At 45.2% G+C, this 23,609-nt stretch carries 20 protein-coding genes; 18 read left to right on the top strand and 2 right to left on the bottom strand.

Annotated elements, in window-relative coordinates:
• The first annotated feature begins 58 nt into the window (after positions 1 to 58).
• The 11 genes from murQ (at position 59) to AR334_RS19125 (ending at position 12,166) form a co-directional block, all read left to right on the top strand.
• Positions 59 to 973 (top strand): N-acetylmuramic acid 6-phosphate etherase, encoded by a 915-nt coding sequence (gene murQ, locus AR334_RS19175; protein WP_066315591.1) that lies wholly within the window; start codon positions 59 to 61, stop codon positions 971 to 973.
• Positions 974 to 978: 5 nt separating this feature from the next.
• Complete coding sequence (locus AR334_RS19170; RefSeq protein ID WP_066316328.1) at positions 979 to 2,043, top strand: serine hydrolase; 1,065 nt, start codon at positions 979 to 981, stop codon at positions 2,041 to 2,043.
• Between the two features lie 2 nt (positions 2,044 to 2,045).
• Positions 2,046 to 2,762: a PIG-L deacetylase family protein gene (locus AR334_RS19165; RefSeq protein ID WP_066315583.1), complete on the top strand. Its 717-nt coding sequence runs from the start codon at positions 2,046 to 2,048 to the stop codon at positions 2,760 to 2,762.
• A gap of 18 nt (positions 2,763 to 2,780) precedes the next feature.
• Complete coding sequence (nagZ, locus tag AR334_RS19160; protein ID WP_066315578.1) at positions 2,781 to 4,379, top strand: beta-N-acetylhexosaminidase; 1,599 nt, start codon at positions 2,781 to 2,783, stop codon at positions 4,377 to 4,379.
• Between the two features lie 100 nt (positions 4,380 to 4,479).
• Entirely contained in the window at positions 4,480 to 5,643 is a 1,164-nt protein-coding gene (locus AR334_RS19155) for an anhydro-N-acetylmuramic acid kinase (RefSeq protein ID WP_253701323.1), read from the top strand.
• 126 nt (positions 5,644 to 5,769) lie between these two features.
• Positions 5,770 to 7,104, top strand: coding sequence for an ABC transporter substrate-binding protein (locus tag AR334_RS19150; RefSeq protein ID WP_066315570.1), 1,335 nt, complete (start codon positions 5,770 to 5,772; stop codon positions 7,102 to 7,104).
• Between the two features lie 73 nt (positions 7,105 to 7,177).
• A complete protein-coding gene (locus AR334_RS19145; protein WP_082693027.1) occupies positions 7,178 to 8,101 on the top strand; it encodes a carbohydrate ABC transporter permease in 924 nt (307 codons plus the stop codon).
• Positions 8,102 to 8,112: 11 nt separating this feature from the next.
• Complete coding sequence (locus AR334_RS19140; protein ID WP_066315565.1) at positions 8,113 to 9,069, top strand: carbohydrate ABC transporter permease; 957 nt, start codon at positions 8,113 to 8,115, stop codon at positions 9,067 to 9,069.
• A gap of 59 nt (positions 9,070 to 9,128) precedes the next feature.
• On the top strand, positions 9,129 to 10,277 hold the full coding sequence (locus tag AR334_RS19135; RefSeq protein ID WP_172799263.1) for an exo-beta-N-acetylmuramidase NamZ domain-containing protein: 1,149 nt from the start codon (positions 9,129 to 9,131) through the stop codon (positions 10,275 to 10,277).
• Between the two features lie 29 nt (positions 10,278 to 10,306).
• Positions 10,307 to 11,254 carry a GNAT family N-acetyltransferase gene (locus AR334_RS19130; protein ID WP_066315558.1) on the top strand — a complete coding sequence of 316 codons (948 nt, stop codon included), beginning with the start codon at positions 10,307 to 10,309 and terminating at the stop codon, positions 11,252 to 11,254.
• A 63-nt stretch (positions 11,255 to 11,317) separates the two neighbouring features.
• The gene (locus AR334_RS19125) at positions 11,318 to 12,166 is read left to right on the top strand and encodes a MurR/RpiR family transcriptional regulator (protein ID WP_082693026.1); all 849 of its coding nucleotides are present in this window, start codon (positions 11,318 to 11,320) and stop codon (positions 12,164 to 12,166) included.
• A 62-nt stretch (positions 12,167 to 12,228) separates the two neighbouring features.
• Here AR334_RS19125 and AR334_RS30020 read toward each other — a convergent pair whose 3' ends face one another.
• Positions 12,229 to 12,399, bottom strand: a complete 171-nt coding sequence (locus AR334_RS30020) for a hypothetical protein (RefSeq protein WP_172799262.1) — start codon at positions 12,397 to 12,399, stop codon at positions 12,229 to 12,231.
• A gap of 762 nt (positions 12,400 to 13,161) precedes the next feature.
• Between AR334_RS30020 and AR334_RS19115 the strand changes: the two genes are divergently transcribed.
• The gene (locus AR334_RS19115) at positions 13,162 to 14,193 is read left to right on the top strand and encodes an SDR family oxidoreductase (protein WP_066315547.1); all 1,032 of its coding nucleotides are present in this window, start codon (positions 13,162 to 13,164) and stop codon (positions 14,191 to 14,193) included.
• Between the two features lie 98 nt (positions 14,194 to 14,291).
• Here AR334_RS19115 and AR334_RS19110 read toward each other — a convergent pair whose 3' ends face one another.
• Positions 14,292 to 14,996 carry a DUF421 domain-containing protein gene (locus AR334_RS19110; protein ID WP_066315544.1) on the bottom strand — a complete coding sequence of 235 codons (705 nt, stop codon included), beginning with the start codon at positions 14,994 to 14,996 and terminating at the stop codon, positions 14,292 to 14,294.
• A gap of 175 nt (positions 14,997 to 15,171) precedes the next feature.
• Here AR334_RS19110 and AR334_RS19105 point away from each other — a divergent pair, with 175 nt between their 5' ends.
• The 6 genes from AR334_RS19105 to AR334_RS19080 all read left to right on the top strand — a co-directional run bounded on the left by AR334_RS19105 (position 15,172) and on the right by AR334_RS19080 (position 23,600).
• Positions 15,172 to 15,951: a Cof-type HAD-IIB family hydrolase gene (locus tag AR334_RS19105; protein WP_066315542.1), complete on the top strand. Its 780-nt coding sequence runs from the start codon at positions 15,172 to 15,174 to the stop codon at positions 15,949 to 15,951.
• A 251-nt stretch (positions 15,952 to 16,202) separates the two neighbouring features.
• Complete coding sequence (locus AR334_RS19100) at positions 16,203 to 19,412, top strand: EAL domain-containing protein (RefSeq protein ID WP_066315539.1); 3,210 nt, start codon at positions 16,203 to 16,205, stop codon at positions 19,410 to 19,412.
• A gap of 203 nt (positions 19,413 to 19,615) precedes the next feature.
• Complete coding sequence (locus AR334_RS19095; protein ID WP_066315537.1) at positions 19,616 to 20,575, top strand: aldolase catalytic domain-containing protein; 960 nt, start codon at positions 19,616 to 19,618, stop codon at positions 20,573 to 20,575.
• Between the two features lie 219 nt (positions 20,576 to 20,794).
• Complete coding sequence (locus AR334_RS19090; RefSeq protein ID WP_066315534.1) at positions 20,795 to 21,517, top strand: ABC transporter ATP-binding protein; 723 nt, start codon at positions 20,795 to 20,797, stop codon at positions 21,515 to 21,517.
• 13 nt (positions 21,518 to 21,530) lie between these two features.
• Complete coding sequence (locus AR334_RS19085) at positions 21,531 to 22,271, top strand: ABC transporter permease (RefSeq protein WP_066315531.1); 741 nt, start codon at positions 21,531 to 21,533, stop codon at positions 22,269 to 22,271.
• A 558-nt stretch (positions 22,272 to 22,829) separates the two neighbouring features.
• Positions 22,830 to 23,600, top strand: coding sequence for a PP2C family serine/threonine-protein phosphatase (locus tag AR334_RS19080; RefSeq protein ID WP_066315527.1), 771 nt, complete (start codon positions 22,830 to 22,832; stop codon positions 23,598 to 23,600).
• Positions 23,601 to 23,609 lie beyond the last annotated feature (9 nt).

Below are 23,609 nucleotides of genomic sequence, written 5' to 3'. Positions count from 1 at the left end.
CCTTTCTAAGCAATCCGCTTTCTACCAATCAGAAGTAATTTGAAAAGGTGTGTCGAATGTGAATGTAAACTTAACTGCATTAACAACAGAGCAGCGAAATCAACGATCACGCAATATTGATCAGCTTTCAACGTATGAAATTATAAATCTTATGAATAACGAAGACAGTACGGTTACCGAAGCTATTCAGGCGGCGCTGCCGCAAATCGAAGGAGCGATTGACACCATCTACCACTCGCTAAAAAATAATGGTCGCTTATTTTATATCGGTGCAGGTACAAGTGGGAGACTTGGGGTGCTGGATGCGGCTGAATGCCCTCCTACCTTCTGTACGCCTCCTGAGTTGGTTCAGGCCATTATTGCCGGCGGAGAGACAGCAATGTTTACCGCTGTTGAAGGCGCCGAAGATGATCTAGAGGGCGGGGCAAAGGACCTTGAAAGTAGGGGCTTTACAGAATCAGATGTGGTTGTCGGTATTGCCGCAAGCGGCAGGACACCCTATGTCATCGGAGCGCTAAAGTATGCCCGCAGCCTCGGGGCGGAAACGGTAGCGCTGGCCTGCAATCAAAATGCGGAAATCAGCAAGTATGCTGATCACAAAATTGAGGTTGTTGTCGGACCGGAAATTTTGTCAGGCTCAACGCGGCTAAAGGCGGCCACAGCCCAAAAGATGGTGCTAAATATGCTGACCACCACCACGATGATCAAGCTTGGCAAAGTATACGACAATCTTATGGTCGATTTGCATGCCAGCAACATAAAGCTGGTGGAAAGAGCAAAACGGATTGTCATGGACATTGCCGGCGTTACGTATGAACAGGCAGAGGAGGCTCTGTCGCAAACCAATCAAAAGGTGAAACCGGCGATCGTGATGCTGGCAGCCGGGGTTTCCGTAGAAAAAGCAAATGAAGCCATCTGGAAAGCAGATGGCTTTACCCGGCAGGCAATTGAGCTTGCCAAAGCAGGGAAGTGATGCTGATGAGACATCAAGTTCTTGAGTTTCTTCAAAATGAAATTGACCAAAACCACATTCCCGGAGCGGTCATCCATGTTTCGCACCAAGGGGAAACGCTACTGCAGGAGGCGGTCGGCTATCGGGCCGTTTACCCGGAAAAGGAGCCGATGAAGCTAGATACAGTGTTTGACATGGCTTCCTTAACAAAGGTCGTTGCAACGTTGCCGATTGTCCTGAAGCTTATGGAAGCTGGGGTGTGGCACCTTGACGACAAGGTTGCCCATTTCCTGCCGGATTTCGCGAAGAACGGGAAATCGGAAATTACTATTAAGCATTTATTAACCCATACGTCGGGGCTTGCCGCCCATTACGAATACTTTCGTGAGAATTTAACAACACTACAGATTTTGGAGCGGATTTACCAGGAGCAGCCTGTGGCAGCAGCCGGGGAGAAAGTCATTTATAGCGATCTTGGATTCATTACGCTGTACAAATTAATTGAAGCGGTTACACAAGAACAGTTTGAAGTGTATGTCAAAAGAGAATTGTTTGACAAGCTGGATATGAAGGAAACGGGATTTCGCCCCCAGTTTGAACGGGAACGCTATGCCGCAACGGAATATAGTGCCAAGCTAAAGGCCTATAAGCATGGAATTGTTCATGATGAGAATACCGAAAGCATGGGCGGAATCAGCGGCCATGCTGGTTTATTCTCGACGATTCATGACCTGGCCCATTTTGCCTCGATGATTGAAAATGAGGGTGTCTATAAGGGAACCCGCATTTTATCCAAGGCTTCTCTTAAAATCGCCAGAAGGAATTATTCACCGTTCAGCCAGGAATTCAGGGGCTTGGGCTGGATCTTAAAAGGTCCATACTCTTCAAGCTGCGGTGATCTATTCTCTGAGACTTCTTACGGCCATACAGGTTTTACCGGAACGAGCATCTGGTTTGATCCGGAGACCCGCTTGCATGTCATTTTGCTGACAAATCGGGTTCACTTTGGCCGGAAGGATCACATACTTCGGCTGCGGCCGAGATTGCACAACATCATTCGATCGCATTTCAATGAACCAAAGGGGAAATAGACATGACCAAGAAAATCCACCTTATGTTGGTTGGTGCCCATTGCGGCGATGGGGAATTGCAGGCTGGTGCCATCGCACACAAATATGCAAAAGCAGGACATGAGGTTACGCTATTGCACTTAACGGCCGGTGAAAAAGGAACACCGGCAGGAGTTAGTGTCGAGGAGTACCGCGAGCAAAAAATCAAGGAGGCTGAAAACGCCGCCGCCGTGCTGGGTGCAAAAAGCATTACCCTCGATTATAAAGATGCCGAATTAAAGGACGACGATGAAACCATTTCACGTGTCGCCACCTTATTCAGGAAGTTAAAACCAAATGTGGTAATCACGCATTGGGAAAATAGTATGCATCCGGACCATGCCCTATGTCCAAAAATTGTCCAGGCGGCATGGTTAAAGGCTGCTCTTCCAGGTTTTGATCTAGAAGGTCTTGCGCCGCATTCGTTAACAAGAATGTTCCATAGCGAAAATTGGGAGGACATGGAAGGGTATCTTCCCGATATTTATGTGGATGTGACGGATGAATTTGATACGTACCTGGAAGCATTATCTAAATATTGGTTCATTATGAACTCGAAGGATTTCCGTTATTTTGATTATTATAAGGCGCTTGGCACGATGAGAGGCTGCTTGAATCGGACAACCTATGCCCAAACATTAAAGTTTCCTACAGGAGCCAATATTAGAAGAGGGCCAAGCATCCCTGGCTTTGACCTATAAAAAAGGAGGCGCAAAATCTTGAATAGCACTGAATTACGCAAAAAGGTCGGACAATTGTTGGTCGTCGGTTTTAAAGGAACAACAGCATCCGAAGAGATAAAAGAACTAATCAGAGAGCAGCATGTCGGCGGGATCATCTTGTTTGGCCGTAACATCGGGAGTCCCCAAGAAATTCTCAATCTGACCAGCGAACTTCAACTGGAGGCGAAGAAAGCGGGGCATGAACGGCCGCTGTTCATCTGCCTTGACCAGGAAAACGGAGTGGTTCGCAGACTTGGTGAAGGGACGACGATTTTGCCGGGTGCTATGCTGTTAGGTGCAACACATCAGCCGGAAAATGCCTATCAGGTTGGCCTGGCTACCGGAAAAGAATTAAAAGCACTTGGAATCAATTGGAACCTGGCACCGGTCGTTGATGTTAACAATAATCCAGAGAACCCGGTGATTGGGGTCCGGTCTTATGGTGAGACTGCCGAGAAGGTCAGCGCTTTTGGCAGAATGGCGATGAAGGGCATGCAGGCTGCCGGCGTGATGACAACATTAAAGCATTTTCCAGGGCATGGGGACACCAATGTGGATTCACACTTGGATTTGCCCGTCATCTCCCATAGCATTGAACGGCTGCGGGAAATTGAATTAGTACCGTTCATCGAGAGTATCCGTGAAGGTGCTGATACGATTATGTCCGCCCATGTTTACTTTCCTGCGATTGAGGATGCACCGGGCGTGCCGGCCACTTTATCGAAAAAGGTCATTACGGGATTGTTGCGCGAACAGCTTGGTTTTGATGGTGTTGTTACCACAGATTGCATGGAAATGAATGCGATTGCAAATACCATAGGGACAGCTGCCGGCGGTGTCGAGGCGATTAAAGCGGGAGCTGACCTAGTAATGGTTTCCCATCTCCACCACCTTCAGAAAGACACGATTAATAGAATCGTTGCCGCAGTGGAAGCGGGAGAAATCGACGAGTCGGTCATTGATGCGGCCGTCACCCGTGTAGAAAGATTAAAAGATAAGTATATTCATTGGGATGAACTGAACCTTGAAAGTGATGCACCAGTTCCTGCCGTTGTTGGCTGCGAGGAGCATGAACAATTGGCGGACGAGATCTATAAGCAAGGTGTCACGATTGTGAAAAATAAAGGCATGCTGCCGCTCCAGCCAAATTCCGGACAAAAGGTACTGGTTGTATATTCGGAAAATACATATACCATGCAGGTGGAGGATAAGCGTTACTCGTCGATGCACCTTGGCCAGGCGGTCCGGAAGATTGACGAAAATGCAGATGTATTGGAGCTTTCCAATCCGGCCACAGAGGAAGAAATCAAGGCAGCAGCACAGAAAGCCAGGGATTATGATGCCATTATCGTCGGTACTTTAACAGTCAAGCAAGAAGATGCTCAGGCCAAGTTAGTGGAAAGTTTGAATGAAACTGGAGTGCCAGTGGTCGTTGTGGCGATAAGAAGCCCGTATGATTTGGCGTATTTGCCTGATGTTGCAGCGTATATTTGCACGTACGAATTCCCGTACCCAGCGCTTAAAATGGCCGCCAAAGCGATTTACGGATTGGAACAAGTAACAGGCCAACTGCCAGTGACGATTCCAGACAAATAATTGTTTATGATGCTTGGCTGAAAAATATTTTTTCAGGCAACAAGCAAAGCGGGACATGTCTGGAATGAACGAGAACTCTGCTTGGAAGGAGATCGGGAACTTGAACAAGGATAGTCAAAAGCTTGTGGTTGGACTGATGTCCGGTACCTCGTTAGATGGAATCGACGCGGCTGTGGTTTCAATTATGGAAGAAACAAGAGAGATTCAATTGAAGCTTCTCCATTTCACCACATTGCCGTATACGGAAAAAGAACGAAACGCGATTTTAAAACTTTGTGACCCCAACCAGGCGCGAATCGAGGATATTTCGGCGATGAACATGCTGCTAGGTGAACGATTTGCTGCTGCGGCAAGAAAAGTGGTCAATGAGGCGAATCTGACGTTGGATAAGATTGCCCTCATCAGTTCGCACGGGCAAACGATTTTTCATCAGCCTGAAAGTGTGGAAATGGCAGGTCACTCGGTTGCTTCCACTCTACAAATTGGCGACATTGCGCTGATTGCCGAACGGACCGGTGTCATGACGATTGGCGATTTCCGCACAAGAGACATGGCCGCCGGAGGGCAGGGAGCCCCGCTAGTACCCTATGCCGATGATCTGCTGTTTCGAAAAAAGGAATTTGGACGGGTGCTGGTCAACATAGGCGGGATCGCCAATATCACGGTCCTGCCGCCAGAAAACAGCAAGGAGAGCGTTCTGGCGTTTGACACCGGGCCTGGCAATATGATCATCGATGCTTTTGCGAGCTGGGCAACGAAAGGGAAGCAATCTTTTGATGAAAACGGCGCAATGGCCGCAAGTGGACAAGTTGATGAACAATGGCTCGAGGAGCTGCTCCAGCATGATTATTACCGGCTGGCGCCGCCGAAAAGCACGGGCAGGGAATTGTTCGGAATACAATACGCCCGCATGTTATGGGAGAAACCCGGCATGTCCGCTGCCGATAAACTGGCGACGATTACGGAGTTAACGGCCCGGACCCTTGCGGTCGACATTTCAAGATTTATCGACAGCCATCAAATTAAAGAAGTATATGTCAGTGGCGGCGGCTGGCATAACCACACCTTGATGAACGGGCTGAAACGCCATTTGCCTGATACGTGCAGGTTAGGCAGCACAGACGACCTCGGGATTTCAGGTGACGCTAAGGAAGCAGTTGTGTTCGCCCTGCTCGGTTATCAGTGCTATCACAAGCGTGCCAATAATCTGCCGTCGGCAACAGGGGCGAACAAACCGGTCATCATGGGGAAAATCGCCTGGTAAGCGGTAGATTGGAAACGAATGCGGGTGACGGAAAGGGGGCGAGGCCCGGAAGAAGATGGTAGCGGGTTCGAGTTTTAATTGAAAAAATGGACTTATTTTTACAAGATATTTGAGGGGGAAAATTTAATGAAGAAGATGAAGATTGCTAGTGTTCTTCTTGCAGCTAGTTTAGGTATCGGCTCTTTAGCAGCCTGCAGCAACGACAAAGAAGCTTCAAAACCTGCTGAAAGCAACAAAGAGTTTACCGGCACCATCACTGTCTGGGATGGTCCGCGCTGGCCAGATAAAGACGATAACAAATACCACTGGATGGAGTCAAAAATTAAAGAATTTGAAGCTGAACACAAAGGTGTAAAAGTGGAGCTTGTTCAAGTTCCATGGGCCGAGCTTCCTAATAAACTAGGTGTTTCGATTGCCGGAAAATCCTGGCCGGATGTAGCGCCAGTTGACATTAGCGGCAGTGCGGTCAGCATCGACCAAATAGACCAAGGCGTTATCGAATCTCTTGACGATGTTTATACAAAAGATGAATTGAAGGATTTCTATCCTAATGCGCTTGATGCCTACAAGTATGACGGCAAGTTATATGGCATTCCTAGCTCGATGACAGTTCATACTATGCTGTTGAATCTTGATCTATTCAAAGAGCGCAACGTAGAACCGCCGAAAAATGGCGAGTGGACTTGGGATGAATTCCTTGATACAGCGAAGAAATTGACATTTGACCGTGATGGCGACGGCAAAACAGATGTATATGGTTTCTCTACTTACATCATGCCTGGTTACTATGAAGCATGGCCATTCTTCTATATTAACGGCGGCAGCCCGTTAGATAAGGATTTGAAGAAATTCACGTTCAATTCTCCTAAAGCCGTTGAGGCGATTCAGCAATTGGCTGATTTGAAATTGAAAGAGAAAGTTTCTCCGGAATCATCAGGTGGACAAGATGTTGGCGGTACGTTCCAAGCATGGGCAAATGCACAACAAAGAACTGTTGCGATGCAGCCATGGGCTACATGGGCGATTGGTGCGGCACAAGGTAAATACCCAACAAACTTCGCGGTTGCTAACTATCCAACTGGCGATTCTAAGAAACCAGTTACAATCGGCGGTGTAGGCGGCTGGACGATGTTCCATCAGGAAGATGCTGCTAAGAAAAAAGTCGTAGGCGAATTTATCAAATTCATTAATACAAAAGACGAACAATTCAAGATGGCAACAGAATATGGAACATTCCCTGCACGAATCAGCACTGCTGACATGGATCCATATAAAGACAATCCACAAATGGCACGTGCACAGGAAATGTCTTCACAAGTTGTGATGCTTCCACGCCATCCTGAATGGAAAAAGATTGATGAAGCGATCCAATCCGAGCTTCAACTCGTATTTAACGGCGAGAAAACAGCAAAACAAGCAATGGACGATGCTCAAAAGAAAGTGGACGAGCTGCTGAAATAAGTAGGAACCCGCTTGGCAGACCCTAGGTAAATACAGGGTCTGCCAAGTTTCAATCAAGATTGGGGGAGTTAATTTGAAACCCGTACACCAGCATGCAGTTGAGGCAAGAATTGAAACAAAGAAATCAACTGTACTGACCCAAATCAAAAAGAATTATTCCGCGTACCTATTTTTACTTCCAAAATTAATCCTGTTTGTAGCATTTATTGCGATACCGGTAGTATGGGCATTCGTATTATCCTTCCAGGAATTTAAAGTCTTTGGAAGTGAGTGGGTCGGCTTTGAAAACTATGCGAAAGTTTTTCAAAGCAGTGCCTTTTACGATGCGTTAAAGAACACATTTCTGTTCACCTTGGTAACGGTACCGTTTAACGTCATAAGTGCACTCATTATCGCTTCTCTCATTCATCCTCTTGGCAAATGGTCTCAAAGCTTCTTCCGGGGAGCCTTTTATCTGCCGACCGTCACCTCCATGGTTATTGTGGCGATGGTTTGGCGCTGGATGTATAACCATGACTTTGGCTTATTCAACTATGTGCTGGGCTGGTTCGGAATGGACCCGATTAACTGGCTGGGACAAAGCTCCACAGCACTGTGGTCATTGATTATTATGCAATGTTTAATCCCGTTTGGGGTTGGGATTATTCTTTATTTGGCTGCCATGGGGTCAATTTCTGAATCGTTATATGAAGCGGCGACCATTGACGGCGCAAACAGCTTTCAAAAATGGCTGCAAATCACGATTCCGTTGTTAAAGCCAACAACACTTTATCTCGTGTTGTTAAGCACGATTGGCTCTTTCCAAGTCTTTACCCAGATCATCATGATGACTGGCGGGGGTCCTGGTACAAGTACGGAAACACTTGTCCATCTGATTTATAAAACTGGATTCCGAGATTTCGAATTTGGCTTGGCCGCAGCGCAATCGATTGTGCTATTCTTTATCATTTTAGTATTTTCAGTTATTCAATTCCGCGTACTACGGTATGACGACTAGGGGGAAACAAGATGCCGAAAATTAATAAAATAATCATCTATGTGATGCTGCTGATGTTTTCTGTCGTTTCCCTGCTGCCGTTATATTGGGTGTTCAGTACATCATTGCAATTAAGCAAATACCAGGATGAAGACTTGAAACAGTCGGTTTCATATGTCGATTCGAATCCGCCGAAAATGTATCCGATGGGGATTCCGGAATATTTCGAGCACTGGGGCAAGGCCCGTGATGCGGAAAAAGCCGGTGATAAAAAGGCAGAAGCCTATCACAGGGACATCATGGACCAGATTGTCGATGATACTTTTTCCGGATTCACGACGCTTTTCAAAAAGAATAATATTGGCTATTGGTTTTTAAACAGCTTATATATCGCGGTTGTAGTAACAATCGGTATTTTGTTATTCGACTCAATGGCGGGCTATGTCCTGGCAAAGAAACAATTCCCGGGCCGGGATTTGATTTTCTATGCGATTGTCGGAACGATGATGATTCCAGGGCAGGTAACATTGGTGCCGTTATTCATGATGGTGAAAAATTTAGGCATTATGGATACCCACTGGGCACTGATCTTCCCTGACTTATCGATGGTATTTGGCGTGTTCCTGATGAGACAATTTATGCATTCGATTCCGGATGAACTGTTGGATGCCGCAAAAATTGACGGCGCCAGCGAATGGAAAACATTCTGGAAAGTGGTTCTGCCGTTGGCGCGACCAGGTATGGCCGCACTTGGTATTTTCACCTTCATGAACGTTTGGAACTCGTTCCTATGGCCAATCATCGTCTTGAATGATTCCAACCTATATACGTTGCCAGTCGGATTGAAGTCGTTGCAGGATGCCAACCTGGCCAGCTTTAAATTGTTGATGAGCGGGGCAGCCATTGCATCCGTACCAATGATTATTGTGTTCATGATGTTCCAGCGCCACTTTGTAAAAGGCTTGACCTTAGGCGGCGTGAAAGAATAAAAGAAAAAAAGAGATTCCATCTCTTTTTTTCTTTTATATCGATGAAAGGGGGAACGGAGTTGAAAATTGGCCTTGATGTTTTTTTAGAAAAATATACTCAGGATTATAAAGGAAAAAGAATAGGTCTGGTCACGAATATGACCGGAGTCAATCAAAGGCTGACCCCGACAATTGACCTTTTCCACGAGCATCCAGATTTGCAGTTGACCGCACTTTATGGTCCGGAGCATGGGATCCGCGGGGATGCCAAAGAAGGAGAAAAGGTGGAGTCATCAGTCGACCCCTATACGAACGTTCCCGTCTATAGTTTATATGGAGCTTCAAAGAAGCCGAGCAAGGAAATGCTCGACCCTGTTGATGTTGTTTTCTTTGATTTACAGGACATTGGGGCAAGGTATTACACGTATATCTATACAATGGCCTATATGATGGAGACCTGTGCAGAGTACGGCAAACAGTTTGTCGTCCTTGACCGGCCCAATCCAATTTCCGGAGCAGCAGTGGAAGGAAATTTCGTGGAGGAAGCACACCGTTCCTTTGTCGGACTGTATCCCATCCCTAACCGGCATGGGCTGACAGTCGGGGAAATGGCACTCTTGTATAAGCATGAATTCGGGATTGATTGTGACCTTGCGGTTATTCCGATGGAGGGCTGGAACCGGGAGTTGTATTATGACGAAACAGGCCTGTTCTGGGTCCCTCCTTCGCCGAACACAACGGGAATCGATATGGCTGTTTTGTATCCAGGCACATGCTTGGTGGAAGGCACGAATCTGTCGGAAGGAAGAGGGACAACACGTCCGTTTGAATATGTTGGGGCACCGTTTATCGACGGTTATCGTTTGGCAAGGGCGTTCAATGGTAAAATGCTGCCCGGTGTCTTGGCGCGGGCCGTTTCGTTTATGCCAACCTACCAAAAGCACAAGGACACGGTATGCGAGGGTGTGCAGCTTCATGTCACGGACCGGAGAGCGCTTCATTCCTTAAGGACAGGACTGACATTGCTCGAGCTTATTGCTGAAATGTATCCAAATGATTTTCATTTTGTTTTTTACGAACCGACTCAACGCTACATGTTTAACCTGTTGTCTGGTACCGACCGGTTACAGAATTACATCCTAAACGGCGAAGGTAACGTGTTTTTAGAACAGTGTGAGAAACATGCAGAGGCTTTTAAAATCCAAAGGAAGCCGTATCTTCTTTATTAAAAAATCAATTCCCTAAGGAGTGAGTGCTGGTGATAACCTATCGTTTTTATGAGTCTGGTGATGAACAGAATATTGTACAGCTTTGGAACGAAAGCCTTCCCCAAGACCCGATTACTTCAAAGCGATTCCGCAATCTTGTCCTGTTGGATGCCAATTTTGATCCGCAGGGGCTGCGTTTGGCTTTTCAAGATGACAAATTAGTCGGCTGTGTGTATGCTGTAAGAAGATTATTGCCGATGGCCGGTACGGATTTGGAACCGGAAAATGGCTGGATTCCTTTCTTTTTCGTCCATCAGGATGTTCGTAACTCCGGAGTGGGAGAAACGTTGATGAAGGCGGCGCTTGACTTCCTTGCCGCTGCAGGACGGAAACAGGTCTTTTTTGCATCATATGCGCCTAATTATATTTTGCCGGGAATTGATGAGGAAGCCTATCCAGAAGGTTACGCCTTTCTTTTGCGCCAGGGGTTTGAAAGGCAGTACTCCCCGGTCGCTATGGACCGCAGCCTTGTTGGCTATGCCCCATCCGATGATATAATAGAATTAAAAGGCCAGCGCGAACAAGAAGGATATTCGTTCGCAGCAGCCAAGGATCAGGACCTTTACGAGGTCATTCAATTTGCCAATAACTTATTTAATCCGGACTGGGGCCGGGCGATTCGCGAAGGCGTATTGCAGGGGCTTCCGCTCGAGCGTATTTTGGTTGTTAGAAACGGAAGCAAACTTGTCGGCTTTTGCATTTACGGAGGCTATGAAGGCATCCCCGATCGATTCGGCCCATTTGGCGTCGACCCTGATGAACAAGGAAAAGGTCTAGGAAAAATTTTATTGCATGAATGCTTGAAAAATATGCGTTCCGAAGGGCTGCATGGCGCCTGGTTCCTTTGGACAGGCGAAAAAAGCTCTGCCGGATACCTTTATAAAAAAACAGGTTTTGAGATTACCCGCAGGTTCCATGTGATGAAAAAGTCAATCTAAACAGAAACATAAGACGAAAAAAGAGAGTTGATGCCCATGTCATACATGACCGGAGGACTTGTGATGCTGTCCGAAATGCATCTGGACCTTCCTCCTTCCGAAAAAAAGATTGCCCAATATATTATGGAAAACCCGCATGAGGCCATTTCTTTAACAGCCAGCGAACTTGGAAAGCGGAGTTCAACCAGCAGTGCCGCTGTCATCCGTCTTTGCAAGTCACTTGGCTTAAAAGGGTTTCAGGACCTAAAGCTTCGCATCGCCGGGGATTTGCAAAAAAGCAAACCGCCTGGTTTTCGTGATATTGAGCCAAACGAGTCTGCAGGGTCGATTATTGAAAAGATGACCAATAATAGTATTCAAACGATCCATGAAACGGCGGAATTATTGGATCATGAGGCGCTGGAACGGGCGAAAATAGCATGTCAAAACGCCGAAATGATTCATTTTTTTGGCGTTGGCGCTTCCAGCATCATTGCACAGGATGCCCAACAAAAGTTTTTGCGGATTGATAAGAAGGCAACCGCTTTTCAAGATTTCCACATGGCGGCCACAATGGTGGCGAATGCCAAACCAACGGACGTGGTGGTCGGCATTTCTTTCTCGGGGAAAACGTTTGAGGTGGCGAAAATTCTTGAGCTTGCCAATAAAAAAGGCGCCAAGACGATAAGCTTAACGAAATATGGTTCATCATTGGTTTCGGAACAAGCGGATATCAAGCTCTTTACTTCCGCAACAAGAGAACCCACCTTCAGAAGCGGTGCGACCTCCTCACGAATCGCCCAGCTTCATGTGATTGACATCTTATTCATGTGCGTCGCATCTCAGATATACGAGGAAACAGTCAAACACCTGGATGAGACAAGAGAAATCATTGATATAATTAGAGATAATATTAAACCAAGACAAAAATGATCATCATTAACAAACGTTGAATAGCCCCCGTCTCCTTGACGTAGGGGCTTTTTTAATTAGTCCTATTGGGTCTTATTCATTAACTTAATGATATTTTCTTTCGGATTCCAGCAATTAAATTGGTAGGTTGTTTTTGTTTCAAACCCCAAACGGCTGCAGTAGTACTTCATTCCATCCGCTTTTTTCTCCGCCCTAAAATGCTGGCATGTCGCACAGCAGTGGAAATCTCTCATTATAAAATTCACCTCGTACAACTTATTCCCTAAAAACATATATGAAGCACTTTACGCAATAATTACGGGTATATGTCATAAATATATTATCCTATATGGGTATGAGAAATCATAGGCGGAGAATTTCCTGCTAATGTATATAGTGGAGGCTTAAGAAGCGGATATAAGCGGAGATATTCCGGTTAATTGCTCTAAATATGACAAAATCCAAAGATTTGGATAATATAAACGGAAAAACTTCTCTTATTATTAAGGAAATATTGGTATTTCCTAATTTAGCCGGAATTTTTCCGTTTATTTTTCATACGCAGTGAAATCAACATTCAGCCCCTCCCAATTACCATACAATTAGGGATAGTTAACGGCTCCGTTATCAAATACCCTTTCTTTTTGTATAAAAAGCAAGCCAGAAAATAACTAACGGTACGAGTCCAGACAGTTTAAACCATCTCTCCGTCCCTCCGATATAGAAAGATAGAGTTGGAAGTAGAAGCGCAATGCCGCTCCATAATAACATTTTCCAAGACTTTTCCCATATGCCTCTAATAAGTAATAGGATTGAGATGCCGATCAAGATCCAGTAAACGATACCAACCAAAAAGAAATTCAAGCTTGTTCCCCCCTTACCATGTAGGTTTAAATTTATTATATTTTTATTCATTGAATGGTTTATTTGGAACGCTAAACCTTTTTTCATTACCCCCGTATCTTTTCAAGGTAAAAAATCGTTATATTAATTAAAAGGTGAAATGGGGGAGAAGGATGAAAGTTCTGATTTTAGGTGGGACTCGTTTTTTAGGCAGGGCGTTGGTGGAAGAAGGATTGAAAAGGGGGCATGAACTGACCTTATTTAATCGCGGGAGCAATCAAGCGGTGTTTCCCGAAGTGGAACAGCTAATTGGGGACCGCAACGGGGATCTTTCCCTACTGAAAAATCGTCAGTGGGATGTTGTCATGGACACATGCGGATTTGTGCCCTCGCAGGTTGAAAAATTGGCGACAATACTCGGGGGCAACATCCAGCACTATACGTATATTTCGAGTATCTCCGTTTATAAGGATTGGATTCCAGAACAAATTAACGAAGACTATCACCTGCAAACTATTGAGGTGGATCAATTGAAGGCCGTTGAAGAAGGGACCATTTCGCCTTATGAGCATTACGGTGCGTTGAAGGTCCTCTGTGAAGCGGAAGCGGAGAAGCAGTGGCCAGGACGTGTTCTGCAGGTTCGGGCAGGACAGCTTGTCGGGGCGTTCGACTACACGGACCGGCTGCCATACTGGGTTCAGCGGGTGGCCCAGGGCGGAAAAGTATTGGTGCCCGGGCGGTCGAACCGTCCTGTTCAGCTAATCGATGTAAAAGATATTGCGGCATGGGTATTCGATATGGCCGAGAGACGGAAAGCTGGGACGTATAATGTGACGGGCCATGATGAAAAAATAACAATGGAAAAGCTGTTAAATACCTGTATGGATGCAGCGAATAGCAAGTGCGAATGGGTTTGGGTGGATGAACTATTTTTAAAGGATCATAAAGTGCAGCCGTGGACAGACATGCCTCTATGGATTCCCGAGCACTACCCATTAGAAGGGGAAACGGAACCATGGGTAGGCTCTTTTTCTATCAATATCGAAAAAGCAGTGGACGCGGGCCTTTCTTTTCGGCCATTGGAAGAGACAATTCGTGAGGTTTATGGCTGGATGCAGACAAGGACGGTAAGCAGTTTAAAAGCAGGTGTTTCAAGTGAAAGGGAACTGGAGTTATTGGAGGCTTGGTTCCTAAAGGTTAAATGAGATTCAAAGAACTGGGGCGTTTCTGCTGCAAACCGGACGCTTTTTTTAACAAAAAGAATGGGCCTGAGCAACACAGTGTTTGCTTAGGCCGCTACACTTTATTGATATAAAAACACTTTTAATTGTTCCTTCGTGTCAATTGTTGCGAGCAGGACATTCTTCACATCAGTCTGATAGAGACTTGCTAACTTCGACACCAGCCAACTTTCTGTCTTGCCGATTTCTTCTAACTCCTTGGCGATAATTTTCCCCTCTTTGATAATGGTCCTAGGCATCTCAAAGGCATTGGTTTTGATTTGTAACATTTGTGAGGTAGGGGGTAGATAGTTGGGATCCAAAAACACGGATATTTTGCCATCCGCTTCCCATATGGCCAAGGCTACCTTTGTGATATCCACCACCTTTTCTTTTCGCAATTCATCCATCAAAAGGTCAATGGAAATTTTGGCCTTCATTAATCGCTTATAAAGGACCTCCCCGTTTTTAATAATGGTGATTGGTTTGGGGTTAACCAAGTTTCGTAACCAAGGCCATTTCAGGATGAGAAAAACGCCTGAAAGGTATAAAACCACCAAAACACTAGTAGTGATAACCGAGCCTTTAAGCCCGAGTTGTTCGTCAGATAGGGGATGGGCGATGAGATTTCCGATAACTAAGGCAATGACAAAATCAAGGACTCTTAGTTGGGAGATTGCCCGCTGGCCCAACAGTCTGGCCACAATCACCAAAAAGAAAAAGGATACGACAGCCCGAAGGACCCATTGTAGCGCCGTCAATGTTGGCTGTCCATAGTAAAAATCCATACAAGACACATCCCGGGTTATAATAGATTACTCCTTAGTATTCCTCGTTCTTTACTTTGTATCTACGCACTGCATAATCTTTTTTCACAATAAACCTAATCCTCCCCCAAAAAACTCATCCCTAATCATGTATAATTGATATACTGAATACTTTAGGGCCGAAAGGAGTTTTGGCGTGACGGAGAAAAAGTTGATTTTTTTTGATATTGATGGCACTTTGGTTGATAGTGATGGAATCATTCCCACATCCACAAAAGAAGGGATTGCCCAATTAAAAGAGCTTGGGCATGATGTGGTGATTGCCACGGGGCGTGCGCCGTTTATGTTTGACGATATAAGAAACGAGCTAGACATTCATTCGTATGTCTGTTTTAATGGCCAGCTTGCCGTTTTCGGGGACCAAATCATTCATAAAAATCCATTAAATCAAGAGGCCTTAAAGAGGCTTACCGCTGCCGCCGAAGAGAACGGCCATCCGATTGTGCATGTTGATCCTTTTGGGATTGGGGCCAGTGACCCGCATCATAATGATCTAATTGAATGTATGCAGCCCGATAAATTAGCTGTTCCTATTATCCATGACGCTCATTACTATGAAGGAAGGGATATCATCCAATCGATGTTGTTCCTTCGTGAACATGAAACGGCATCATATGTATCTAATTTTTCGGATTTTCGGTTTACTCACTGGCATCCGTTAGCGGTTGATGTGGATCCGGCAGGTGGCTCCAAGGCAAAAGGCTGTGAAGTTGTCATGAACCATTTAGGCTATTTAATAGACCACGTATATGCCTTCGGCGACGGATTGAACGATATTGACATGCTGTCTTTCGTTCAAAACAGCATTGCGATGGGCAATGCCCATCCCGAGGTGAAGAGGGTTTCAAGATTCGTGACAAAATCAGTTGGCGAAAATGGCATTTATCATGGGTTGAAAATGGTGGGGTTACTTTGAAGTAGGGACAATTCCCTGCTTCATTTTTTTAGGGAAGTGTCCCGGAATTAGGCTTCTTGAGGACAAACCGGGTTGTCTCCTTATTAAATCAGATTGTCTCCGTGCGCAATATGTTAGTAAGATGGTAGAAAAGGGGCAGGTCCATTCTCCTACCTCCTTTTTATTGCCCATTTAGAGACAGAAAAACGCCCCCTACTTTATTACAAAGAATGGTAGTATAATAATGTCAGATAATATGGAAAAGTAGAATAATGGGAATCGTTTTAATTGATAAAGGGGCGGGGGCCATGCTCGATATGGAGAAGAAAGAGTTGCTGGAGCAATTGGAATTGAATGATCAACGTTACAAGTCGCTTTTTGAATACAGTGCAAACAGTGTCTACTCCATCGATTTGGAGGGCCGGTTTATCAGCTGCAATTCTGTAAGTGAGCAATTTACCGGTTATCAAAAAGATGAATTATTACCGCCGATTCGTTTTGAACAGTTAATTATCCCTGAAAAACTTCCGGAAACGATGGAGCGGTTTGAGCTGTGCAAGCAAGGCGCACCACAAAACTTTCGGACATCGATGAGGCATCGAAATGGTTCGATTCTTCACTTGAGTGTGACAATTGTCCCCATTATGGTTAACGGGGAAATCAATGGTGTATTCGGCATTGCACAGGACATCACCAAGCAGGTGGAAATCGAAGAAGCAAATGAGCATATGGCCTACCATGATTATTTAACCGGTCTACCAAACCGAAACAAATTAAATACGACCCTTCCTGCAGAATTGGAGCTGGCGGCCAAGAACAAGCAGCATGTCGCGATACTGTTTTTGGATTTGGACCGTTTTAAGGTCATCAATGATACGCTCGGCCATTCGACGGGGGACAAGTTATTAATAGAAGTCGCAGAACGGATGACGGCCTGTTTGTATGACAAGGATATTGTTTTTCGACAAGGCGGGGATGAATTTATCATCATTGTAAAAGACGCCAATCGTGAGGTGGCTTCTCTCGTTTCCAAAAAAATATTGGAGGTTCTTAGTGAGCCGTTCCAAATCGAAGACTATGATATTTTCACCTCCCCCAGTATTGGCATCAGTCTGTTCCCGGAAGATGGGGACAACGTGGAAACCTTGATTAAAAAAGCGGATTTCGCCATGTACCATGCCAAAAACGATGGAAAAAATAATTTTAAATTTTATTCGCAAAATGAACAGGATTCGATCGCCAATCCTTTGAAAATTGAGATGGACCTTCATCGTGCCCTCCAGCATCACGAGTTCGTCCTATACTATCAGCCGAAAGTGAATTTAAAAACTGGGAAGATAAACGGTGTAGAGGCGTTAATCCGCTGGAACCATCCCGAACTGGGGCTGGTGTTGCCGGAGACGTTTATTCCGATTGCCGAAGAGACGGGGTTAATTATTCCAATTGGGGAATGGGTGCTGCGAGCGGCCTGTAGCCAAGGAAAGACGTGGCGGCAACAGGGCTTCAACACAACCGTCTCTGTTAATCTGTCCCCAAGGCAATTTACCCAATCCCATCTGGATGAAACCGTGGCCCGCATCCTTAAGGAGACTGGATTGGATCCGCAATTTTTGGAATTGGAAATCACCGAAAGCATGACTGCCAATATTGAACGGACAATTCAAACATTACATAAGTTGAAAAAGCTTGGTGTGCGGATTAGTATTGATGATTTTGGGACGGGCTTTAGTTCGTTGTACTATCTGCAAAAATTTCCGGTGGATACTTTAAAAATTGACCAGTCCTTCGTTCAAAGCCTGCAGCAAAATGCCAGCGACGAGACGATTGTCAAAACGATTATTTCCATGGCGCATAATTTGAATTTAAGCGTAGTGGGCGAAGGGATCGAGACAAAGGGGCAGCTTGTCTTCCTGCAGCAATATCTTTGTGATGAGGGCCAAGGGTATTTCTTTACCCAGCCTGTTCCGGCTGCTGAATTAGAGCGGCATGCCGTCCAAATCCAGCAGGTGGTAAGTGAGTTCGGCTTACCCCAGGATGTCAATGAACGAATGTGGGCGGAGGAACTGGTGCGCGCCGCAAGACAGGAATTAAATGAGACGATCCGCATGCAGCAAGGAATGACGTTCAAGTTTAAAAAAATCAATGGTCAATTCATTCATACCTTATGTGACGGGGAATTGCTCTATCGGATTGGACTTAATCCAAGTCTGGTGGTAGGAAAATGCTTAACGGATATTTTTCCTGAAGTTTACTCGAAGGAGAAGGAAGTCTTCTACCAAAGGGCTTGGGATGGGGAGGAACATGTTTCCTATGAAGGAGAGGTAAACGGGGTCACCTATCTCGCTGCCTTAAGTCCCATAAAACGGGGCGGGGAAGTGGTGGAGGTCATTGCTTCGTGTGTTGATATCACTGAGCGGAAAAAAATGGAGCAGGCCCTGGTCGACAGCGAAAATAAATATAAATTGATCACGGAGAATATGACCGACCTTATTAATTTGTATGATATTCAAGGAAAATGCTTATATGCCTCTCCTTCTCATCAATCGGTACTTGGTTATTCACCACAGTTATTTGAGGGGAATCATACAAGGGAGTTTGTCCATCCTGAGGATATTCTGATAATGATGGAGCGGTTTTACGAGGTGATTCGGACAAAATCCACTTCTAAAGCAGAGCTGCGCCTACTGCATGCCAATGGGGATTGGCGGTTGTTTGACTGCGCCGCGACCCCGGTCATTGATGAGGTTGGAAAAGTGGCGCATGTCATGATAGTCGGAAAAGACATAACCAAGACAAGACAGGCAGAAGAGCGGTTATGGCAATCGGAGAAATTGTCATTGGTCGGCGAACTCGCTGCAGGTGTGGCCCATGAAATAAGAAACCCGATGACTTCTATCAAAGGGTTTATCCAACTTTTTCAGCAAGGAATCATCCGTAAAGAGTACTTTGATGTGGTACTTTCAGAGTTTAACCGGGTAGAAGAGATTATCAAGGAATTCCTTTCACTGGCGAAGCCGCAGGAAATCCAACCCAAACAGGCCAGTGTTCTTACTTTGTTAACAGAGGTGAGGACATTGATTCAATCGGAAGCCAATCTAAAGAATGTAGAAATAGTACTGGAAGTGGCACCTAATCTCCCGTCCATTATGTGCGACGTTAATCAAATCAAGCAGGTGTTGCTGAATTTATGTAAAAACAGCATGGAAGCATTGGATTCACGGGAAAAGGGGCTCATCAAAATTACCGCTCAAGCCGATGGTGCTGGTGACCAGCTGCTGATTCAGGTTAGCGACAACGGCATCGGCATCAGCGAGGAACGCATCAAGCGACTAGGTGAACCTTTTTACAGCAACAAGGAAAAAGGAACGGGCTTAGGGCTGATGATCTGCTTCCGCATCATCCGCCAGCACAATGGAACCATTACCTTCGAAAGCAAAGAAAATCAAGGCACCACCGTCAATCTCCGGCTGCCGTTAGGGTGAGAGCGGGACTCTTTAGTTAGGGCGCAAATAAAAGTGCCTGCAGCGAAAATAAAGTCGTGATTTGCGCAAATAAATCTACAAATCTCGCAATAAAAATATAACCTGGTCCTAAATTGACACCATCCGACATAAGTGGTATAACCTCAATAAGCGAATTTTCTTAATAAAAGATAAATTCAGGAAGAAAAGGGAGATTGATGATAATGGGACATCGCAGCAAAATACTAGACTGTACGATTCGTGATGGAGGTTTGGTGAACAATTGGGATTTCAGTGTAGAGTTTGTTCAGGACCTGTATAATGGCTTAAGTGAAGCTGGTGTTGAATATATGGAGATTGGTTACAAAAATTCTCCTAAGCTTCTAAATGCCTCAGAGCCTAATCCATGGAGATTTCTTGACGATTCTTTTCTGAAGGAAATCATCCCCGTGAAAAAGTTCACCAAGTTGTCGGCACTTGTCGATATCGGACGTGTGGATCCAAACGATATTCTGCCCCGCGAGCAAAGTGTTTTGGATATGATCAGAGTAGCCTGCTATATCCGCGAGGTCGATAAGGGGCTGGAACTTGTCCAAATGTTCCATGACTTGGGCTATGAAACCACCCTTAACATCATGGCGCTGTCCAGTGTGCCGGAACATCAGCTGATCGAAGCGTTTGAAATGGTCAAGAACAGCCCAGTGGATGTCGTGTACATTGTGGACTCTTTTGGAAGTTTGGACCCGATGGATATTGAGTATCAGGTAAAGAAGTTCGCATCGATGATCCCAAATAAACAGTTGGGCATCCATACGCATAACAACATGCAGCTAGCGTTTGCCAATACGATCAGTGCGATGAGAAATGGGGTTACATTCCTTGACTCATCCGTATATGGTATGGGCCGGGCGGCTGGCAACTGTCATACAGAGCTTCTGCTTAGCTACGTTAAAAATTCGAGATATGAGCTGAAGCCCGTACTAGGTGTCATTGAAAAGCACATGCTCGAAATGCGTCAAAAATGGGAGTGGGGCTACATCATTCCTTACATGATTTCCGGCGTTCTGAATGAGCATCCTCGTGTGGCCATGGCCTACCGTGACAGCTCGGACCGTGATAGATTCGTTGATTTTTATGACAAAGTCACCACACCGGAGGCCACAATCGCTCAAGCACAGAAATAGGAAGCAAGAAATATAGGGGCGGGTCTTACGGCAATAATATTGTTAAATGAAATAAATTCACATTATATTTTTCGATATTGAAAAAGAGGGATAAGGGTAAAACGACCTTATTCCTTTTTTTGATTCTATTTTACAAACAATTTACTTTCGAAATAGTAATATTTTACTATTTTATGATAAACTGGAAACATATGGGCGTTGGGGATAAGGGGGATAAAGATGGAAGGAACGGTAATTGAGTTAAAAAACATACATAAAAGCTATGGAGATACGAAAGCAGTGAATGGAATTTCCCTGACCGTGAAGAAGGGAGAAGTCATGGGAATTATCGGTGCAAATGGCGCCGGTAAATCTACTACTCTAGAAATCATGATGGGGCTTCGTAGTCCTGATTCCGGGACGGTAAAAGTTCTGGGGAAGGATATAAAGGAACATGCGCAGGAAATCAAAAAGCGGATTGGGATTCAACTCCAGCAAACCGCATTATATGACCGGATTAAGGTGAAGGAAGCGTTGGAATTGTTCAGTTCCTACTATGATAAAAAGCGGGATTTGCAGGAGATCATCGATACATTGGGGCTAAGGCCTTATTTGAATAAGTATGTGAAAAATCTTTCCGGCGGCTGGCAGCAGCGGACATCGCTTGCGCTGGCCCTCGTTAATGACCCGGATATCATTTTTCTGGATGAACCGACTACCGGCTTGGATCCGCAAGCACGACTTGAGCTGTGGGCTTGTATCAATCGTTATCGCCAGGAGGGGAAGACAATTCTGTTGTCGACTCATTATATGGACGAGGCGCAAAAGCATTGTGACCGGATTGCGATTATTAAAAAAGGAAAGCTTGTGGCCTGTGATCGTCCGAAGTCATTGATTTCGTCTTTGCTGAGCGAAGCTGGAACGATGGAGGATGTTTATTTACAGGTTGCGGTGGACGTGTAAGGGGGGAATGAATATGAATTCAATATTGACGCATACCAAGATGGAATTGAAGTTATTTTTTCGTGAAACACTGGCCATGCTGTTTACGTTTATTGTTCCTGCTGTCTGTTTTGTCGTGTTTGGCTTGATGTTTAAATCCAATACCTACGAGGGTGGCCTGGATTATTTTCAAGCGTATATTCCGGGGATGATTTCGATCATTATTTTTACCACCGCGTTTTTCTCGATGGGCCTGCAAGTTGTGATTGATCGGGAAAAAGGGGTCTACAAGCGTTTAATGGGCACTCCCTTGCAACAAAATGCCATTTTTACGGCCACAATTGCCAAAGGCTTCCTCGCGATTTATGTAGGGGCGATTGAAATTCTGCTGGTTGCCAAGTTTTATTTCGGAGCAGACTTAACGCCGCATCCGTTTGAATTTTTTCTGGCGTTGACGTTTTGCTCGGTGACATTTTTTTCGATTGGTTTTATTGTTTCGAGCCTTGCGAAGCGGATGCAAACCGCATTGGGCATAGCGATGGTTGCGATGTATCCGATGTTTTTTCTTTCGGGAGCGACTCTTCCGTTAGAATCACTGCCTGACATTTTGCAAAAAATGGCCGTGGCGGTCCCGTTAACCTATGTCGTAAATATATTGCGCGATGGCTGGAACGGAACGCTTTTCACGGCAGGGGCAGTAACGGATATCGCCGTTTTGGCAGGAATACTGGTCGTCTCGACATTGATTGGTACGAAATTTTTCCGTTGGACGTGAAGCAGGGGTTGGTTCCCTGCTTCTTTTTTTGAAGACATTTTCTCCTATTTATCTAACAGTTTTGTCCTCAATAAGTCCTATTGAAGACACTCTTCCTTATTTTTCCCACGTATTTGCCTTCACTAGCGAATGTACACGCCCCGAGAAAACTGCGCAACCTGTTGTATAGTCTAATCCGTTGCAAGATTCCCCAAGAACAGTCAACTTTCTGCGTCTGCCAAGCTATAAACCTTCGAACCTACGGGACTTTCAGACTATTTTGTCTATTTAGTGAACAAAAATTAGCAATTTAATGGTAAAATCGGTTTGGTGGAAAATTTCATCCAGCAGTACTTTAGCAGATACCAACCAACTCATTTGACGGATGGATAAAATTCATCCAACCGACATCTAATATGACAATCCATCATAGCAATTTACGATACATAAAGATGAATTCATGGCTTATGTAACCTGTTTTGAGGCTAACACGGACCAGTCAGGTCTTTATACCTAGTAAACAAGGGTCTTTTGTCGGTTTAAAGCATTTCATTCTATATAACTATAGGAAGGTAAAAGATGGAAGTATTAACTGCAGTACATACAGATATCGGAAATAAAAAAGCAACCAATCAGGATAGTTTATGTTTGAAAGTGGCCCAAACCTCGCTTGGAAAGGTTGTGCTAGCCGTCATATGTGATGGCATGGGCGGGCTTGCCAAAGGAGAGGTTGCCAGCGCCAGTGTCATCCATGCTTTTTCTAATTGGTTTGACGACGAGCTTCCTTCAAGGCTACTGAGTGAAAGTTTTCACGAGCTTCAGCTTGATTGGGAGCGTATCATTCATGAGCAAAATCAACGAATTGCGGAGTACGGGCGGAGGGTAAACATTCAGCTTGGCACAACCTTAACCGCGTTCCTGTTGATTGACACCAAGTTTATGCTCATTGGTCATGTCGGCGACACAAGGGCCTATCGAATCTCCAACCATAATCTCGAGGTCATGACAGAGGACCAGACGGTGGTCGGTAGGGAAATAAGGCGCGGCACCTTAACTCCGGAGCAAGCGAGACGCGACCCGAGACGGAATGTTCTGTTGCAATGCATCGGCGCATCAAAAGTGGTGGAGCCCGATTTCATAAGCGGAACACCCGAACCGGAAGAGGTGTTTATGCTTTGTTCCGATGGTTTTCGCAATATGATTAGCGAAAACGAGATTCACTCCCTTTTCGCGCCTCAGGCATTAACCGATGAAACGATGATGGAGCAAAAAGCCAAGGAATTGGTGGAGCTTAATAAGCAAAGGCAGGAAACCGACAACATCTCTGTTTTGCTTGTTAAAATTTCGTAAGGATGGGGA

This window comes from Bacillus sp. FJAT-29814 (genome assembly GCF_001510715.1).
In the GTDB taxonomy this organism is placed as follows: Bacteria; Bacillota; Bacilli; order Bacillales; family Cytobacillaceae; genus Neobacillus.
Note: the sequence above shows the minus strand (reverse complement) of the source record. Positions and strands in the feature narration are given on the sequence as shown.

Coding starts and splice junctions, on each gene's coding strand:
- AR334_RS19170 (WP_066316328.1), top strand. CDS start 979: ATGAGACATCAAGTTCTTGAGTTTCTTCAAAATGAAATTGACCAAAAC.
- AR334_RS19165 (WP_066315583.1), top strand. CDS start 2,046: ATGACCAAGAAAATCCACCTTATGTTGGTTGGTGCCCATTGCGGCGAT.
- AR334_RS19150 (WP_066315570.1), top strand. CDS start 5,770: ATGAAGAAGATGAAGATTGCTAGTGTTCTTCTTGCAGCTAGTTTAGGT.
- AR334_RS19140 (WP_066315565.1), top strand. CDS start 8,113: ATGCCGAAAATTAATAAAATAATCATCTATGTGATGCTGCTGATGTTT.
- AR334_RS19125 (WP_082693026.1), top strand. CDS start 11,318: ATGCTGTCCGAAATGCATCTGGACCTTCCTCCTTCCGAAAAAAAGATT.
- AR334_RS30020 (WP_172799262.1), bottom strand. CDS start 12,399: ATGAGAGATTTCCACTGCTGTGCGACATGCCAGCATTTTAGGGCGGAG.
- AR334_RS19115 (WP_066315547.1), top strand. CDS start 13,162: ATGAAAGTTCTGATTTTAGGTGGGACTCGTTTTTTAGGCAGGGCGTTG.
- AR334_RS19110 (WP_066315544.1), bottom strand. CDS start 14,996: ATGGATTTTTACTATGGACAGCCAACATTGACGGCGCTACAATGGGTC.
- AR334_RS19100 (WP_066315539.1), top strand. CDS start 16,203: ATGGGAATCGTTTTAATTGATAAAGGGGCGGGGGCCATGCTCGATATG.
- AR334_RS19095 (WP_066315537.1), top strand. CDS start 19,616: ATGGGACATCGCAGCAAAATACTAGACTGTACGATTCGTGATGGAGGT.
- AR334_RS19090 (WP_066315534.1), top strand. CDS start 20,795: ATGGAAGGAACGGTAATTGAGTTAAAAAACATACATAAAAGCTATGGA.
- AR334_RS19085 (WP_066315531.1), top strand. CDS start 21,531: ATGAATTCAATATTGACGCATACCAAGATGGAATTGAAGTTATTTTTT.
- AR334_RS19080 (WP_066315527.1), top strand. CDS start 22,830: ATGGAAGTATTAACTGCAGTACATACAGATATCGGAAATAAAAAAGCA.